The sequence below is a fragment of the Cryobacterium cryoconiti genome (assembly GCF_004403065.1).
Taxonomy (GTDB): Bacteria; Actinomycetota; Actinomycetes; order Actinomycetales; family Microbacteriaceae; genus Cryobacterium; species Cryobacterium cryoconiti.
Genome location: NZ_SOHA01000005.1, coordinates 463,954 through 481,675 on the forward strand (window position 1 = coordinate 463,954; position 17,722 = coordinate 481,675).

At 65.9% G+C, this 17,722-nt stretch carries 13 protein-coding genes; all 13 read right to left on the reverse strand.

The window, feature by feature from the left end:
* Window positions 1-113: 113 nt before the first annotated feature.
* Window positions 114-914 carry a triose-phosphate isomerase gene (gene tpiA / locus E3T49_RS03605; protein ID WP_134423513.1) on the reverse strand — a complete coding sequence of 267 codons (801 nt, stop codon included), beginning with the start codon at window positions 912-914 and terminating at the stop codon, window positions 114-116.
* Entirely contained in the window at window positions 905-2,119 is a 1,215-nt protein-coding gene (locus E3T49_RS03610; protein WP_134423515.1) for a phosphoglycerate kinase, read from the reverse strand. Before E3T49_RS03610 ends, tpiA begins: the two co-directional genes overlap by 10 nt.
* 11 nt (window positions 2,120-2,130) lie before the next feature.
* Window positions 2,131-3,135 carry a type I glyceraldehyde-3-phosphate dehydrogenase gene (gene gap, locus E3T49_RS03615; protein ID WP_134423517.1) on the reverse strand — a complete coding sequence of 335 codons (1,005 nt, stop codon included), beginning with the start codon at window positions 3,133-3,135 and terminating at the stop codon, window positions 2,131-2,133.
* 85 nt (window positions 3,136-3,220) lie between these two features.
* Window positions 3,221-3,847 (reverse strand): superoxide dismutase, encoded by a 627-nt coding sequence (locus tag E3T49_RS03620; RefSeq protein ID WP_134423519.1) that lies wholly within the window; start codon window positions 3,845-3,847, stop codon window positions 3,221-3,223.
* A 125-nt stretch (window positions 3,848-3,972) separates the two neighbouring features.
* Window positions 3,973-4,953, reverse strand: coding sequence for a DNA-binding protein WhiA (gene whiA / locus E3T49_RS03625; protein WP_134423679.1), 981 nt, complete (start codon window positions 4,951-4,953; stop codon window positions 3,973-3,975).
* A gap of 95 nt (window positions 4,954-5,048) precedes the next feature.
* On the reverse strand, window positions 5,049-5,924 hold the full coding sequence (gene rapZ, locus E3T49_RS03630; RefSeq protein ID WP_134423521.1) for an RNase adapter RapZ: 876 nt from the start codon (window positions 5,922-5,924) through the stop codon (window positions 5,049-5,051).
* Between the two features lie 62 nt (window positions 5,925-5,986).
* Window positions 5,987-7,855, reverse strand: a complete 1,869-nt coding sequence (gene uvrC, locus E3T49_RS03635) for an excinuclease ABC subunit UvrC (protein WP_134423523.1) — start codon at window positions 7,853-7,855, stop codon at window positions 5,987-5,989.
* Between the two features lie 18 nt (window positions 7,856-7,873).
* Complete coding sequence (uvrA, locus tag E3T49_RS03640; RefSeq protein ID WP_241972615.1) at window positions 7,874-10,741, reverse strand: excinuclease ABC subunit UvrA; 2,868 nt, start codon at window positions 10,739-10,741, stop codon at window positions 7,874-7,876.
* 103 nt (window positions 10,742-10,844) lie between these two features.
* Window positions 10,845-12,908 carry an excinuclease ABC subunit UvrB gene (gene uvrB / locus E3T49_RS03645; protein ID WP_134423527.1) on the reverse strand — a complete coding sequence of 688 codons (2,064 nt, stop codon included), beginning with the start codon at window positions 12,906-12,908 and terminating at the stop codon, window positions 10,845-10,847.
* A 10-nt stretch (window positions 12,909-12,918) separates the two neighbouring features.
* Window positions 12,919-13,548: a dephospho-CoA kinase gene (coaE, locus tag E3T49_RS03650; protein ID WP_134423529.1), complete on the reverse strand. Its 630-nt coding sequence runs from the start codon at window positions 13,546-13,548 to the stop codon at window positions 12,919-12,921.
* A 127-nt stretch (window positions 13,549-13,675) separates the two neighbouring features.
* On the reverse strand, window positions 13,676-14,209 hold the full coding sequence (locus tag E3T49_RS03655) for a hypothetical protein (RefSeq protein ID WP_134423531.1): 534 nt from the start codon (window positions 14,207-14,209) through the stop codon (window positions 13,676-13,678).
* A gap of 162 nt (window positions 14,210-14,371) precedes the next feature.
* Window positions 14,372-15,829, reverse strand: a complete 1,458-nt coding sequence (rpsA, locus tag E3T49_RS03660) for a 30S ribosomal protein S1 (protein ID WP_134423533.1) — start codon at window positions 15,827-15,829, stop codon at window positions 14,372-14,374.
* Window positions 15,830-16,008: 179 nt separating this feature from the next.
* Window positions 16,009-17,685 carry a DUF885 domain-containing protein gene (locus tag E3T49_RS03665; RefSeq protein WP_134423535.1) on the reverse strand — a complete coding sequence of 559 codons (1,677 nt, stop codon included), beginning with the start codon at window positions 17,683-17,685 and terminating at the stop codon, window positions 16,009-16,011.
* Between the last annotated feature and the right edge of the window lie 37 nt (window positions 17,686-17,722).

Below are 17,722 nucleotides of genomic sequence, written 5' to 3' on the forward strand. Positions count from 1 at the left end.
TAGCCTGACTCACGAACCAGCCCACCGGCCCCCTGTTGGGGGGCCGATGGGCTGATTCCGAGCCTGCTATCGAGCACTCGGCCGTTTCAGACCGATTGTCGCAGACCGTTCCGTTACAGACCGACGTGCTGCTGGAACCGGACGATGCTCGAGAACTCGTCGATGTCCAGGCTGGCGCCGCCCACAAGGGCGCCGTCAACATTCGGTTCGCGCATGAAGCCCGCGATGTTCGAACCCTTCACGGAACCGCCGTAGAGGATGCGGGTCTTGTCGGCCACATCCTGTCCCAGCGTTTCCAACAGAACGAGACGCAGCTGTGCCGCCACCTGTTCGGCCTGCTCAGGCGTTGCCGCCTGGCCGGAGCCGATCGCCCAGACGGGCTCGTAGGCGACGACGAAGTCGGCCGCATTGGTCACACCGGACAGTGCTGCGCGCAGCTGGGCAACCGGCACGGCGCTCGGGCCGTGCAGTTCCAGGTCTGCGGCGGTCTCGCCGACGCAGATGATCGGAACCAGGTTGTGCTTGAGCGCAGCCGTGACCTTCGCCGCGACGACCTCGTCAGTCTCGGCGTGCAGCGTGCGTCGCTCGGAGTGACCGATCAACACGTACTGGCACTCGAGCTGCGCGAGGAACGCGCCGGAGATCTCGCCGGTATAGGCACCCGAATCCTGAGCCGACAGGTCTTGACCGCCGAAGGCGATCGGGAGCTTGTCGGCGGAGACGAGCGTCTGCACGGAGCGGAGGTCGGTGAACGGTGGGAACACCGCGACCTCGACCGCTGCGACATCGTGCTTCGCATCCTTGAGATTCCAGGCAAGCTTCTGGACGAAAGCGATGGCCTGGAGGTGATCCAGGTTCATCTTCCAGTTGCCGGCGATCAGCGGAGTACGCCGTGGGTGTTCGTTTACTGCCATCCGAGGACCTCCAGTCCTGGCAGGCGCTTACCCTCGAGGAATTCGAGGCTGGCGCCGCCGCCGGTAGAAATGTGACCGAACTGCTCGTCGGTGAAACCGAGGATGCGCACGGCCGCGGCCGAGTCTCCACCTCCGACGACACTCAAGCCGTCGACCTCGGTCAACGCGCCGGCTACCGCACGGGTGCCCTCCGCGAACGGCGCCATCTCGAACACGCCCATCGGGCCGTTCCAGAAGACCGTCTTCGACGACCGGATGATGGCCGCGAAAGCCGCACCGGTCTCCGGGCCGATGTCCAGGCCGAGACCGGAGGCACCGAACGGGGTGTCCTCGATCGCGTTGGCCGGGGTGACCACCAGATCGGCGTCCGCCCCGAACTTGGAGGCGACGACGATATCCGTCGGCAGCACGATCTTCACGCCCAGGCGCTCCGCTTCCAGAAGGTAACCGCGAACGGTCTCGATCTGGTCGGCTTCGAGCAGGCTTGCGCCCACCTTGTGACCCTGAGCGGCGAGGAACGTGTACGTCATGCCGCCGCCGATGAGCAGCGAGTTGACGCGGGGCAGCAGGTGCCCGATGACGCCGAGCTTGTCGGACACCTTCGAGCCGCCCAGAACAACCGCGTACGGCGCTTCGGGCTTCTCGGTGAGGCGGTCCAGGACTTCGAGCTCAGCGGCGATCAGGAGTCCGGCCGCGCTGGGAAGGATCCCGGCGAGGTCGTACACACTGGCCTGCTTGCGGTGCACGACGCCAAAGCCGTCCGAGACGAGCACATCGCCCAGAGCAGCAAGCTCCGTGGCGAACGCTTCGCGCTCGGCGTCGACCTTGGCGGTCTCCCCCGCGTTGAAGCGGAGGTTCTCGAGAACCACCACCTCGCCGTCGGAGAGAGCGGCGACGGCAGCCTGAGCCGACGAGCCGACCGTGTCCGTGGCGAAGGCCACGTCCGCGCCCAGGAGCTCACCGAGTCGGACCGCGACGGGAGCCAGGCTGTACTTGGCTTCCGGTGCGCCCTTCGGGCGACCGAGGTGCGACACGATGACAACGCGCGCACCCTGCTCGATGAGTGCCTTGATAGTGGGCAGGGATGCCCGCACGCGACCGTCGTCGGTGATCTGACCGTCTTGCAACGGCACATTCAGGTCACAACGAACGATGACGCGCTTTCCGCCGAGCTGCCCCAACGAATCGATAGTACGCAGCGTCACTGCGGACTCCGTTAGAGGCTCTTGGCGACGAGGGCGGTGAGGTCAACCATGCGGTTGGAGTAGCCCCACTCGTTGTCGTACCAAGCGGACAGCTTGACCTGGTCGCCGATGACGCGCAGCAGGCCGGCGTCGAAGATCGAGGAGTGCGGGTCGGTGACGATGTCGCTGGAGACGATCTCGTCTTCCGTGTACATCAGGATGCCCTTGAGGGGTCCCTCGGCGGCAGCCTTGTACGCAGCCTTGATGGCCTCGACGGTGACAGGGCGCTCGGCAACGACGGTGAGGTCGGTGATGGAACCGGTGGGAACCGGAACGCGCAGCGCGAAGCCGTCGAGCTTGCCCTTGAGCTCGGGCAGAACCAGGCCGAGGGCCTTGGCTGCACCGGTCGAGGTCGGGATGATGTTCACAGCGGCGGCGCGGGCGCGACGCAGGTCGGAGTGCGGGCCGTCCTGCAGGTTCTGGTCGGCCGTGTACGCGTGGATCGTGGTCATCAGGCCGTGCTTGATCCCGAAGTTGTCGTTGAAGACCTTCGCGAGGGGCGCGAGGCAGTTCGTGGTGCACGACGCGTTGGAGATGATGTCGAACTTGGCCGGGTCGTAGTCCGCCTCGTTGACGCCCATGACGATGGTCGCCACGTCGCCGGTGGCGGGGGCGGAGACGATGACCTTCTTGGCACCGGCGGTGATGTGCTTCTGCGCATCCTCGGCCTTGGTGAAGCGTCCGGTGGACTCGATCACGATGTCGACGCCGAGGGCAGCCCACGGAAGGTTGGCCGGGTCGCGCTCGGCGAGGACCTTAATCGGCTTGCCGTTGACGAGGATGGTGTCGCCATCAACCTCGACGGTGGCGGGCAGGCGACCGGTGATGGAGTCATATTTAAGAAGGTGAGCCAGCGTCTTCGCCTCGGTGAGGTCGTTCACGGCGACGATCTCGATGTCGCTGCCCTGGGCCAGGACGGCGCGAAGATAATTACGGCCGATGCGGCCGAATCCGTTAATACCAATCTTTACAGACACAGATGTCTCCTTTTACTTGTGCGCTGAAGCGCGTTTTTTTTGTTGAACGGGACGGGCTACGGGCCCCCGGAGGGGCCCGGCTCCTCTAGGAGAGGAGCAGAAGACCGTTGGTCTTTTCGCGTGCCACGGTGAAGCGCTCCTGCACATTCGCCCAGTTGACGATGTTCCAGAATGCCTTCACGTAGTCGGCACGAACGTTGCGGTAGTCGAGGTAGTAGGCGTGCTCCCAGACGTCGAGCATCAGCACGGGGATCGTGCCGGCGGCGAAGTTCGCCTGCTGGTCGAAGAACTGCTGGATGATCAGCCGCTGGCCGATGGAGTCCCAGGCCAGCACGGCCCAGCCGGAGCCCTGAACGCCGAGCGCCACGGCTGCGAAGTGCGCCTGGAACTTGTCGAAGGAACCGAAGTTGTCGTCGATGGCACTGGCCAGGTCGCCGACGGGCTTGTCGCCGCCGTCGGGCGAGAGGTTGGTCCAGAAAATCGAGTGGTTGACGTGGCCGCCGAGGTTGAACGCGAGGTCCTTCTCCAGCTTGTTCACATAGGTGAGGTTGCCGGCGTTGCGGGCCTCTGCCAGTTGCGCGAGAGCCGTGTTGGCACCCGTCACATAGGCCTGGTGGTGCTTGCCGTGGTGGAGTTCCATGATGGTGCCGCTGATGCTCGGCGCGAGGGCCGAGTAGTCGTAGGCCAGAGCCGGAAGTGTGTATTCAGCCAATGTGCATCTCCTCTATATTTGCCGGCGTGAAATGCTCCGCCGCCAGTTCGTGAGCAACCATTCCAGTCTACTCAGGATGGGCTGGGGCTGTGACGGACGTGGATGAACGCTGGGTGCCGGGCACCTCAGACGTCGTCGAGATCCGTGGGAAGGTTCGCGTCGGTGCCGGGGATGCCCAGATCGGACGCCTTCTTGTCGGCCATGGCCAGCAGGCGACGGATGCGACCGGCGACGGCATCCTTCGTCATGGGCGGGTCGGCGTGGTGGCCCAGCTCGTCCAGGCTGGAATCGCGGAAGGAGAGACGCAGCTCGCCCGCATACCGGAGGTGCTCCGGGATGTCCTCACCGAGGATCTCCATGGCACGCTGCACGCGAGCGCAGGCGGCCACGGCGGCCTGCGCGGATCGACGCAGGTTCGCGTCGTCGAAGTTGACCAGGCGGTTGGCGGTCGCGCGTACCTCGCGGCGTTGACGCAGTGCCTCCCAGTTGAGGACGGTCTCCTGAGCTCCCATCTGCACGAGCATCGCGCCGATGGCGTCGCCATCCCGGATGACCACGCGGTGCACGCCGCGTACCTCGCGGGCCTTGGCGACGACACCGAGGCGGCCGGCGGCTCCCACCAGCGCCATCGCGGATTCATTGCCGGGGCAGGTGACTTCCAGCGCCGCGGAACGACCGGGGTCGGTCAGGGAACCGTGGGCGAGGAAGGCGCCACGCCAGACGGCGGCGATTTCTTCCTTCGATCCCGTGGTGAGCCGGTTCGGGAGGCCACGGATCGGGCGCCGTCTCGCATCCAGCAGACCCGTCTGGCGCGCAAGGGTTTCGCCGCCGTCGAGCACCCGCACCAGGTAGTGGCTGGCCCGGCGTAGGCCCGCTGCGGGGATCACGGTGACGTCGCTGCGCACGCCGTAGAGTTCGGCAAGGTCCTTGCGCACCCTCCGGGCCAGGAGAGGAGTATCCAGCTCCGACTCGATCGCGATCCGACCGGAAATCATGTGCAGTCCGCCGGAGAAGCGGAGGATGGTCGCCAATTCCGCTGCACGCACCGTGGTCTTCGAAACTTCGACGCGAGCAAGCTCGTCTTTAACGTCGGCGGTGAGTGCCAATCGCTTGTCCATTCTGTCGTCCCGGCCAGAGCTGGCCGGGTTGTATTCGTGCTGGCTGAAGTCGGCGCCTGCAGCAAGCAGTCGCCGTCTTCGTGTCATTCTCGTCCGAGGTCGCGATTCTTGATGCTGACGGCGACGCCGGGGAAATCCTTGACCAGGGCCGCGATTTCTGCGGCCATGGCTACCGAGCGGTGCTTGCCGCCCGTGCACCCGACCGCAATCGTCGCGTGGCGTTTGTTCTCCCGCTGGTAGCCCGCGAGGACAGGTTCCAAGGCGGCCGCATAGTGCCGAATGAAGTCCCGCGCACCGATCTGGTCGAGAACGAAATCCCGCACTTCGGCATCCTGGCCGTTGTGCGCCCGGAGCTCCGGGACCCAGAACGGGTTGGGCAGGAAGCGAACGTCGGCGACCATGTCGACGTCCGTGGGGAGACCGTATTTGAAGCCGAAACTCATCAGGGTGACGTGCACCCCGGCGGCGTCCTCGGCGGCGAAGCGGTCCGAGATCGATGTGGCCAGCTGGTGGATGTTGAGGTCCGAGGTGTCGATCACGAGGTCGCAGGACTCGCGCACGGCGCTGAGCTTGTGCCGCTCCGCCGAGATGCCGTCGAGGATCGTGCCGTCCCCCTGAAGCGGATGCGGGCGACGCACGGATTCGAAGCGGCGCACGAGCACGTCGTCGCGCGCCTCGAGGAAGATGACCCGTACCTGGGTCGTCCTCCGCAGTGAGTGCAGGATCTCCTGGAAGTCGGAGAAGAAATCCCGACCACGAATGTCGACGACGGCCGCGATCTTGGGAAGGCTGGTGCCTGCACGGCCGACGAGTTCGACGAGCGGGCGCAGCATCTGGGGCGGCAGGTTGTCGACGACGTACCAGCCCAGGTCCTCGAGGGCGTTGGCCACCGTGGAGCGACCTGCGCCGGACATACCCGTCACGATAAGCATTTCCTGCCTGTCGATATCCGTTGTCATTCTGCGCTGCGCCTTCGATCGAGTGGAACCTAAGTGTCCAGCCTACCGATCAGCCGGGCGGTTCAGGCGCGCAGGTGACGATGAATCGCCTCCGCCAGCACCGGACCGATGCCGCGAACCTCGGCAATCGCCTCCACCGGCGCCTCCTTGAGGCGGGCGACCGACCCGAAATGTTGCAGCAGCACCTTGACTCGTGCCGGCCCGAGACCGGGGATCTCCCCCAGAACCGACGTGATATCGCGCTTCCGCCTCGACCGCTGGTGCACGATCGCGAACCGGTGCGCCTCGTCCCGGATGCGCTGGATCAGGAACAAAGCGTCGCTGTTCCGCGGCAGGATCACCGGGTAGTCGGAGTCCGGCAACCAGATCTCCTCCAACCGTTTCGCGATGCCGCACAACTGGATGCCGGTCACACCGGACTCCCGCAGGGCACGCGCCGCGGCGGCGACCTGCGGCTGACCGCCGTCGACGATGAGCAGGTTCGGCTGGTACCGGAACTTCTTGCGTTTACCCGTGGCATCGACGTCGCCGTCAGCGGGAGTCGCGTCGTCGGGAACGAGATACGCCAGGCGGCGGGTCAGCGTACGGTAGATGGAGTCCGTGTCATCCGTCGACTCGGGGATGCTGAACCGACGGTACTCGTCGGTGCGCGGCAAACCGTCTTCGAAGACCACCATGGAGGCGACGATGTTGGTGCCGCTGAGGTGCGAAACGTCGTAGCACTCCATCCGGAGCGGCGCCGACGGCATGTCCAACGCCTCCTGGATGTCCTCCAGCGCCTTGGACCGGGCGACGAAGTCGGAGCTTCGCCGGGTCTTGTAGAGCATCAGGGCGTGCTTGGCGTTCTGGGTGGCCGTGGCGAGCAGCGCGGCCTTCTCTCCCCGCTGCGCGGCGACGAGTCTCACTTTGCGCTTGCCGACGCCGGCCAGCCAGGTTTCAAGCGCCTCGGCGTCGTCGGGCAGTTCCGGGACCACGATCTCGCGCGGCGGCGCGGTCCCTGAGCCGTAGGCGGTGAGCATGATCGAGTCGATCAGGTCGCTCGTCGTGAGGTCAAGCTCCTTGTCGACCATCCACCCGCGCACACCGCGGATTCGCCCGCCGCGCACGATGAACAGTTGCACCGCCGCGGCCAGCTCATCCTGGTCGATGGCGAAGAGGTCGATGTCGACGTTGTCGCGGAGCACGACGGCGCTCTTCTCCAGCACCGCATCGAGGGCCCGCACCTGATCGCGCCGTTTCGCGGCGACCTCGTAGTTCTGGGTGAGCGCGGCATCCTTCATCTCCGCGGTCAGCTTGTTGATCAGCTTGCGATCCTGGCTGCCCATGAAGCTGACGAATTCGTTGACGATGGCGCGGTGCGCCTCGATGGTGACCGTGCCTGAGCACGGCCCGAAGCAGCGCCCGATCTGACCGGCGAAGCACGGCTTGCCGGACTGCATGGCGCGTTTGTAATTGGCGTTGTTGCAGGTGCGGATGGGAAAGGCCTTGAGCATGAGCTCGATGGTCTCGTAGACGGCCCAGACCTTGGGGTACGGCCCGAAATACCGGGCGCCGCGGATGCCGGTGGTGCGGGTGACGAGGGCACGCGGCGCCTCGTCGGCGAGGGTCACGGCGAGGTAGGGGTAGGACTTGTCGTCCTTGAACTTCACGTTGAACGGCGGGTCGAACTCGTTGATCCAGGTCCACTCCAGCTGGAGCGCCTCGACCTCGGTACCGACGACCGTCCACTCGACCGACGTGGCCGTCGTGACCATACGCCGGGTACGCTCGTGCAGGCTGTTCAGCGGGGCGAAGTAGTTCGCCAGCCGGGCCCGCAGGTTGTTGGCCTTGCCGACGTAGAGCACCCGGCCGGTTTCGTCACGAAACCGGTACACTCCGGGACTCGTGGGGATCTCGCCCGTCTTGGGGCGGTAGCTCAGCGGCTCGGACATGATGGTTTAACGGCGCGGTCAGTGCGCCGCCAGGATCTCCTTCAGGAACATGCCGGTGTGGCTCTTCTTCACGGTGGCGACGTGCTCGGGCGTGCCGGTGGCCAGCACGCGGCCGCCACCGGAGCCACCCTCGGGGCCGAGATCGATCACCCAGTCGGCGGACTTGATCACATCGAGGTTGTGCTCGATCACGATCACCGTGTTGCCCTTGTCGACGAGGCTGTTCAGCACGAGCAGCAGTTTACGCACATCTTCGAAGTGCAGGCCGGTCGTCGGCTCGTCGAGCACGTAGACGCTGCGGCCGTTGGAACGGCGCTGCAGTTCGGTGGCGAGTTTGACGCGCTGCGCCTCGCCGCCGGACAGGGTCGTGGCACTTTGGCCGAGCCGAACGTAGCCGAGGCCGACCTCGACGAGGGTGTTCAGGAACCGGTGAATGGAGGAGATGGCCTCGAAGAACTCGGCGGCCTCGCTGATGGGCATGTCCAGCACCTCGGCGATGCTCTTGCCCTTGTAGTGGACGGTCAGGGTGTCGCGGTTGTAACGCGCTCCCCCGCAGACCTCGCAGGCGACGTAGACGTCGGGCAGGAAGTTCATCTCGATCTTGATCGTGCCGTCGCCGGAGCAGGCTTCGCAGCGCCCGCCCTTGACGTTGAAACTGAACCGGCCGGGCAGGTAGCCGCGCGCCTTGGCCTCGATCGTCTCGGAGAACAGGGTTCGGATCTTGTCGAAGACGCCGGTGTAGGTGGCCGGGTTGGAGCGCGGGGTGCGACCGATCGGGGCCTGATCGACGTGGATCACCTTGTCGAGCTGGTCGAGCCCGGTGACGCGGGTGTGCCGGCCGGGGAGTTTGCGGGCGCCGTTGAGCCGGTTGGCGAGCACCCGGTACAGGATGTCGTTGACGAGCGACGATTTGCCGGATCCGCTGACGCCGGTCACGGCCGTGAACGTGCCGAGCGGGAAGCTGACCGACACCTTCTTGAGGTTGTTGGCTTCCGCCCCGATGACCGAGATCTCGCGGGCTGGGTCGATCGCGCGCCGGGTGGCCGGGGTCGGGATCGACTTGCGGCCGGCCAGATAGTCGCCGGTGAGAGACTCCGTGTTGGTGAGCAGGTCGGCGTACGAGCCGGAGTGCACCACGTGGCCCCCATTGACGCCGGCCCCCGGACCGATGTCGACGACCCAGTCGGCCATCTTGATGGTGTCCTCATCGTGTTCGACCACGATCAGGGTGTTGCCCAGGTCGCGCAGGGCGACGAGGGTCTCAATCAGCCGCCGGTTGTCACGCTGGTGCAAGCCGATGCTCGGTTCGTCGAGCACGTACAGCACGCCGGTCAGCCCCGAGCCGATCTGGGTGGCCAAACGAATGCGCTGCGCCTCGCCGCCGGACAGGGTCGCCGCGGCCCGCGCCAGGTTGAGGTAGTTGAGGCCGACGCGAATCAGGAAGTCCAGGCGCGCCTTGATCTCGCGCAGCACCTGCGCGGCGATGACGGCCTCCCGGTCGGTCAGCTCGAGCTTGTTCATGAAACCGCGGGCGTCGGTGAGGCTGAGGTTGCACACATCCGCGATGCTGGACCCGTGCACCAGCACCGCGAGGACCTCGGGCTTGAGACGGGTGCCCGAGCAGACCGGGCAGTCCACCTCGCGAAGGTATTCGCCCCACCGGGCGCGCTGGGTGTCGGACTCGGCCTGCAGGTACTGGCGTTCGATGTAGGGCACGACGCCCTCGAAGCCGGAGGTGTAACTCATCTCCCGGCCGTACCGGTTCTTCCACTTCACCTTGACCTCGAAGTTGTCGCCGCGCAGCACGGCGTCCTGCACTTCGGAGGGCAGTTCGCCCCACGGGGTGTCGAGGGAGAAGTCCAGGTCGCGGGCGAGCCCGTCGAGAAGCTTCTCGTAGTACTGGAACAGGCCCTTGCCCTGGGTGGTCCACGGCAGCACGACGCCATCCGCGATGCTCAGTTCCGGGTCGCCGAGCAGCAGTTCCGCGTCGACGGACATGCGGGTGCCGAGCCCGGAGCACTCCGGGCACGCGCCGAAGGGCGCGTTGAAGGAGAACGTGCGCGGCTCGATCTCGGTCAGCTGAACCGGGTGGTTGTTGGGGCAGGAGAGCTTCTCCGAGTAGCTCTGCCAGGCCTCGTCGCCCTCCTGGTCGACGTAGTTGATCTGCACGACGCCGTCGGTCAGCTTGAGGGCCGTCTCGAGCGAGTCGGTCAGCCGGCTGAGCAGGTCGGGGCCCGCGACCAGGCGGTCGATGACCACGGAGATATCGTGCTTGAGTTGCTTCTTCAAAACGGGCGGCTCGTTGAGCTGGATCTGGTTGCCGTCCACAATGGCACGCGAATACCCGCTCGCCGCCAACTCCTTGAACAGGTCGACGAACTCGCCCTTCTTCTGGGTCACCACCGGGCTGAGCACCTGGTAGCGGATGCCCTCGCCCAGTTCCATCAGCTGGTCGGCGATCTGCTGCACCGTCTGAGCCTGGATGATCTCCCCGCACACCGCGCAGTGCGGTACGCCGATGCGCGCCCAGAGCAGGCGCATGTAGTCGTAGACCTCGGTGATGGTACCCACGGTCGAGCGCGGATTGCGGTTGGTCGACCTCTGGTCGATGGAGACGGCGGGGCTCAATCCCTCGATGAAGTCCACGTCGGGCCGGTCCACCTGGCCGAGGAATTGGCGGGCATACGCGGACAGGGACTCGACGTAGCGCCGTTGCCCCTCCGCGAAGATCGTGTCGAACGCAAGCGACGACTTGCCCGAACCGGACAACCCCGTGAATACGACGAGGGAATCGCGCGGGATCTCGAGGTCGACGTTGTGCAGGTTATGCACGCGCGCGCCGCGGACGCTGAGTTTTGAGCCGGTCTCTATCTGGGAAATTGACACCATCCGAGTCTATGCAGTGCCACCGACCCGAACCCTCCAAACCGGCACGCCCTGAGCGAACACATGTTCGAGGTTCACTGGTTGTTTCGGGTTCAGGTCGGGATCAGATGTGCCCGGCCTTCTCCATCTGGCGCAGCTCCCGCTTCAACTCGGACACCTCGTCGCGAAGCCGGGCGGCGAGCTCGAACTTGAGCTCCCCCGCTGCCTCGAGCATCTGGCCGTTGAGGTCGGCGATGATCGATTCCAGGTCGTTCGCGCCGTTTGCCGCCAGCCCCTGCCGCCGCGGCGTCGGTGCGACGCCCTTACGCCGCGCGTCACGGCCGGCCAGCAACTCGGCGGTGTCGGCCTCTTCGCGGGCGAGCACCTCGGTGATGTCCGCGATGCGCTTCCGGAGCGGGGTCGGGTCGATCCCGTGCAGGGTGTTGTAGGCCACCTGCTTCTCGCGGCGGCGGTCGGTCTCGTCGATCGCGCGCTCCATCGAGGCCGTGAGCCGGTCGGCGTACATGTGCACCTCGCCGGAGACGTTGCGGGCCGCGCGACCGATGGTCTGGATCAGGGACGTCGCCGAACGGAGGAAACCCTCCTTGTCGGCGTCGAGGATGGCCACCAGGGACACCTCGGGCAGGTCCAGCCCCTCCCGCAGCAGGTTGATGCCCACGAGCACGTCGTAGACGCCGGCCCGCAATTCGGTGAGGAGTTCGACGCGGCGGAGGGTGTCGACATCCGAATGGAGGTAGCGCACGCGCACGCCGGCCTCGGTGAGGAAGTCGGTGAGCTCTTCCGCCATCTTCTTGGTGAGGGTGGTGACCAGCACGCGTTCGTTGCGCTCGACGCGCTTGTGGATCTCCTCGAGGAGGTCGTCGATCTGGCCCTTGCTGGGCTTCACGATGATCTGCGGGTCGATCAGACCGGTGGGGCGGATGATCTGCTCCACGATGCCGTCGGCGATCCCCATCTCGTATTTGCCGGGCGTCGCGGACAGGTAGACGGTCTGCCCGACCCGGCCCTTGAACTCGGAGAACTTGAGCGGCCGGTTGTCCAGGGCGCTGGGCAGCCGGAATCCGTGGTCGACGAGCGTGCGCTTACGGGACGAGTCGCCCTCGTACATGGCGCCGATCTGAGGCACCGTGACGTGGGACTCGTCGATGACCATCAGGAAGTCATCCGGGAAGTAGTCGAGCAGGCAGTGCGGCGCCTCCCCCGGTTGGCGAGCATCGATGTGACGGGAGTAGTTCTCGATGCCGGAGCAGAAGCCGATCTGCTCCATCATCTCCAGGTCGAAGTTCGTGCGCATCCGCAGACGCTGGGCCTCGAGCAGTTTGCCCTCGCGTTCGAGCTGCACAAGCCGCTCGTCGAGCTCTTCCTGGATGGTGCCCATCGCCCGTTGCATGACGTCGGTACTGGCCACGTAGTGCGATCCGGGGAACACGGCGACGGAGTCGAGTTTCTTCACGATGTCGCCGGTGAGCGGATGCAGACTGTAGAGCGCCTCGATCTCGTCGCCGAACATCTCGATGCGGATGGCGAGTTCTTCGTACATCGGGATGATCTCGATGGTGTCGCCGCGCACCCGGAAGTGACCGCGGGAGAAGTCGATGTCATTGCGCTGGTACTGCATGGCCACGAACTTGCGGATCAGCCAGTCCCGGTTGACCTGCTGGCCCACCTGCAGGGCGACCATGGCCTCGAGGTACCCCTCGGGTGTGCCGAGGCCGTAGATGCAGGAGACGGTGGAGACCACGATGACGTCACGCCGACTGAGAAGAGAGTTCGTGGTGGAGTGCCGCAGCCGCTCGACCTCCGCGTTGATCGAGGAGTCCTTCTCGATGAAGGTGTCGGTCTGGGGCACGTAGGCCTCGGGCTGGTAGTAGTCGTAGTACGACACGAAGTACTCGACGGCGTTGTTGGGCATCAGTTCACGGAATTCGTTCACGAGCTGAGCCGCGAGGGTCTTGTTGTGGGCCAGCACCAGGGTGGGGCGCTGCACCTGTTCGATCAGCCAGGCGGTGGTCGCGGACTTGCCCGTTCCGGTGGCGCCGAGCAACACGATATCGGTCTCTCCGGCGTTGATCCGGCCGGCCAGCTCGGCGATGGCGGTGGGCTGGTCACCGCTGGGTGTGTACTCACTCACCACCTCGAACGGATTGACAGAGCGCGTGGGTTCCATAGGCTCCAGTCTACGGAGCGCCTCTGACACTGCGCTGCTCGCGCTGTGCGTTCACCCGGTCCCACAGCAGGTCGACCTGTTCCTGGGTCTGCGGGAGGGTGCCCCCCGTGTCGATGACGACGTCCGCGACCTGGAGACGCTCGGTGTCGCTGGCTTGCGAGCGGATTCTGCGTTCCGCCTCGCCGGCGTCCATTCCCCGCAACTCCACCATGCGGCGCACCCGGGTCTGTTCGTCGGCCTGGGTGACCACGACGAGGTCGAACGGATGGTCGACGCCGGCTTCCACGAGGAGGGGGACGTCGTAGACGACGATCGCGTTCGGGTCCTCCTCTTCCGCGGCGTGGATCAACGCGTTCGAGAGCGCCCGCACCTCCGGGTGCACAATGGCGTTGAGACGCTCCCGGGCGTGGGGGTCGCGGAACACGATCGCGCCCAGTGCCGGCCGGTTCAAGCTGCCGTCGGGCAACAGGACCGAGTCACCGAAGGCATCCGCGATCTTCACCAGCCCCGGCGTGCCGGGTTCCACGGCCACTCGGGCCAGGTGGTCCGCGTCGATGTGCACCGCGCCGCGCCGCACGAGCCGTCGGGCGACGGTGCTTTTTCCGGATGCGATCCCGCCGGTCAGTCCAATCAGATACACGCAGCAATGCTAACGGGCCGGGTGCGGCTTCACGACGTGTCCGCACATGTCGCCCGTGCGGACAACTGTTGCCCGCACACCGGCGACAGTTGTCCGCACGGGCAACAGTTGCAACGGGGCGAGGGAGTCAGCGGCCGGGATTGCCCGTGCAATCGACTGTTTCCGGGGTGAGTAGCCCCTCGTTGTAGGCCGAGTCCCGGGCTACGATCCGCCCGCCGAAACCCAGAACGCAGCCGAGCGCCCCCGGCGTGGAGCTCGTCGCCGTGAACGTCCAGGGTCCACCGCTGACGTCCGCGACGCAGGCGTAGGCGAGAACGGTGGCAACCGGCCCGAAGACGGTCACACTTCGAGTGGGAGTGCCGCCGGACTGCGTGAACGCCGTGTAGGTGACGGCCACCGGCGTCGTGGCGTCGTCGGAAAGCACCGTGTAGCTCGTGGCCGGAAGCTCGGTATCCGCGCTGGTGCAATCGCCCGGCCGGGCGGACGCAGACGGTGCGGGTGCGGGCGTCGGTGACGGCGACGGGGAGCTTGTCGGCGACCCGCTCGGGGTGACCTGCGGTGCCGCGGACGATGCCTGCGTTGTCGACGGGCCGGCCCCTGCGCACCCGCCCAGGAGCAGCACGATCGCAAGTGGCGCAAGGAGCAGATGCAGGCGAGTCATTTTCGCATTCTACGATCCAGCGGGTCCTCGGCAATCCCCGACCCTCGCACCCCGGGGCAACCGACCTTGTCCACGCAGAAAGGCCGGTCCCGAGGGACCGGCCTTTCGTTGTGCGGTGGAGCCAGTTACTAGGTGGAGCCAGTTACTAGTTGGAGCCAGTTACTAGTTGGAGCTGGAGAGCTTCTCGCGCAGTGCTGCGAGGGCCTCGTCGTCCGCGAGGGTGCCGGCGCCGGCCGTCTCGCTCGAGAAGGTGTTGCCTGCGGCGGACGGGACATCGCCGACGGCGGTGATCTCGTCGTTCGCGGAAGCAACCTGCTTCTTGTGGGCTTCCCAGCGAGCCTGGGCTGCAGCGTAGTCCTGCTCCCACTTCTCGCGCTGGGTTTCGAAGCCTTCGCGCCACTCGTTGGTCTCCGGGTCGAAGCCCTCGGGGTACTTGTAGTTGCCCTGGTCGTCGTACTCGGTGAGCATTCCGTAGAGTGCCGGGTCGAACTCGGTGCCCTCGGGGTCGACACCATCGTTGGCCTGCTTGAGGCTCAGCGAGATGCGGCGACGCTCGAGATCGATGTCGATGACCTTGACGAAGACCTCGTCGCCGACCGCAACGACCTGCTCGGCGAGCTCGACGTGCTTGCCGGAGAGCTCGGAGATGTGGACGAGTCCCTCGATGCCCTCGGCAACGCGAACGAACGCGCCGAACGGAACGAGCTTGGTGACCTTACCCGGTGCAACCTGGCCGATGGCGTGGGTGCGGGCGAAGACCTGCCACGGGTCTTCCTGCGTGGCCTTGAGGGAGAGCGACACGCGCTCGCGCTCGAGGTCGACCTCGAGGATCTCGACGGTGACTTCCTGGCCAACCTCGACGACCTCGCTGGCGTGCTCGATGTGCTTCCAGCTGAGTTCGGAGACGTGAACCAGACCGTCAACGCCACCCAGGTCGACGAACGCACCGAAGTTGACGATCGACGAGACGACGCCCTTGCGGACCTGTCCCTTCTGGAGGTTGTTGAGGAACGTGGTGCGGCTCTCGGACTGAGTCTGCTCGAGCAGCGCACGACGGGACAGCACAACGTTGTTGCGGTTCTTGTCGAGTTCGAGGATCTTGGCCTCGATCTCCTGGCCCAGGTACGGGGTCAGGTCGCGAACACGGCGCAGCTCGATGAGCGACGCCGGCAGGAAGCCACGAAGTCCGATGTCCACGATGAGGCCACCCTTGACAACCTCGATGACCGAACCGGTGACAACGCCATCCGATTCCTTGATCTTCTCGACGTCGCCCCATGCACGCTCGTACTGAGCGCGCTTCTTGGACAGGATGAGACGGCCTTCTTTGTCTTCCTTCTGAAGGACGAGGGCCTCAACCAGGTCGCCGACCTTGACGACCTCGGAGGGGTCAACGTCGTGCTTGATGGAAAGTTCGCGGGAGGGAATGACACCCTCGGTCTTGTAGCCCACGTCGAGGAGAACCTCGTCGCGGTCGATCTTCACGACGGTTCCCTCGATGAGGTCTCCGTCGTTGAAGAATTTCAGAGTCTTTTCGACCGCGGCAAGAAAGTCTTCAGCAGATCCAATGTCGTTGATGGCGACCTGCTTGGGTGCCCGTTCGGTCGTTGCGATTGTCATGTAGTAGTTGCTCCAGGATGGACATCGATAGGGCCACACACGGAGGTGAATCTCGTTCTCGTGCACCGGTGCGGCAACGGATAGTTCGTCACAAACGTGACAGTCAAGCTTAGCGGTTTGCGGGAGGGCCCGGCAACTCTCCGGCCTCACCCCGAATCTACGCCGACCTGTCCCGAACGCTACCCGAGCATCGCCGCCCGGAGGGTGTCCAGGCCGACCCCGCCGAGGTCGAGCGCCTTGCGGTGGAACTCCTTGATCGAGAACGCGTCGCCCTCGCGTGCCGCGTAGGTGTCACGCAGTTCTTCCCAGATCCGCTGGCCCACCTTGTACGAGGGTGCCTGTCCCGGCCAGCCGAGATAGCGGTTCACCTCGAACGAGACGAAGGCGGCGTTCATGTTCACGTTCTGGCCGAGGAAATCGAAGGCGTAGTCGGCGGTCCAGGGCCCGGAGCCGTCGGGCCGCTGCTTCTCGAGGTGCACTCCGATGTCGAGAACGACGCGCGCGGCGCGCATCCGTTGTCCGTCCAACATGCCGAGGCGGTCCGCCGGGTCGTCGAGGTAGCCGAGCTGTTCCATCAGTCGTTCGGCGTAGAGGGCCCATCCCTCGGCGTGGCCGGAGGTGCCGGCGAGCTGCCGGCGCCAGGTGTTGAGCTTCGCGCGGTTGTAGACGGCCTGGCCGATCTGCAGGTGATGGCCGGGGATGCCCTCGTGGTAGACGGTGGTGAGTTCCCGCCAGGTGTCGAATTCGGTGATCCCAACCGGCACCGACCACCACATCCGGCCCGGACGGGAGAAGTCATCTGTGGGCCCGGTGTAGTAGATGCCGCCCTCCTGGGTGGGGGCGATCATGCACTCGAGACGCTTGATCTCGTCGGGGATGTCGAACTGGGTCTCGGAGAGCTCGGCGACGGCGCGGTCGCTGGTCTCCTGCATCCATTTCTGCAGGGCGTCGGTGCCGTGCAGTTTGCGGCGGGGGTCGGTGTCGAGGAACGCGATCGCCTCGAGCACGCTCGCGCCGGGCTTGATCTGGTCGGCGATGCTCTCCTGTTCGGCGGTCATGCGGGCCAGTTCCTCCACACCCCACTCGTACGTTTCGTCGAGGTCGATGGTCGCACCGAGGAAACGTCGCGACTGCAGGGCGTAGAGGTCGCGGCCGATGGCGTCTCGGGTGGGAGCCCTGCCCTCGAGCTCGGTGCCGAGAAAGTCGGCCAGAGCGCCGTACGCGGCGGCCGCAGCACGCGCCCGGGTGCCGAGATCCGTGGCCAGAGAGGCCGGCAGTGAGCCAGCCTCGGGGCTGGCGTTGGCGGCGAACTCGGCGAAGAAGCCGTCGTTGCCGGCGTGGCGCCGAGCCTGCAGAATGACCTCCCGCACCTGGCGGCGGGCAGGCATGCTGCCGCGCTCGATGCCGAGGCGGAGGGTCTGGATGTACCCGTCGATGGCCGCGGGCAGGGCGTGCAGCCGGGCGGAGACGGTGTCCCAGTCCGCGACCGTGGCGGTGGGCATGAGGTCGAAGATGTCGCGGATGCCCTGGGCCGGCGAGGCGATCACGTTCAGGTCGCGCAGCGGCAGGCCTGCCTCGGCGCTCTCGACGTCGAGGGCGAGGGAGCTGCGCAGATCCGTGCGAGTGACCACGTCGACGTCGTCCACCGTCTGGGCGGCGTCGAGGCGGACGATGAAGGAGCGGGCCGCGTCGACACTGCGCTCCACGCCGTCCGGCGAGTAGTCGCCGAAACGTCCGTCCGCCTCGGTGCGGCCGATGTAGGTGCCCACCGTCGGGTCGAGGCCGACCAGGGTGTCCACCCAATCCTCGGCGATCCGGTCGATCGCCGTGGGGGTGCGCTGAGTGTCGGTTGTCATGTCCCGAGCCTAGAACACGCCACCGACCGCACCGGGA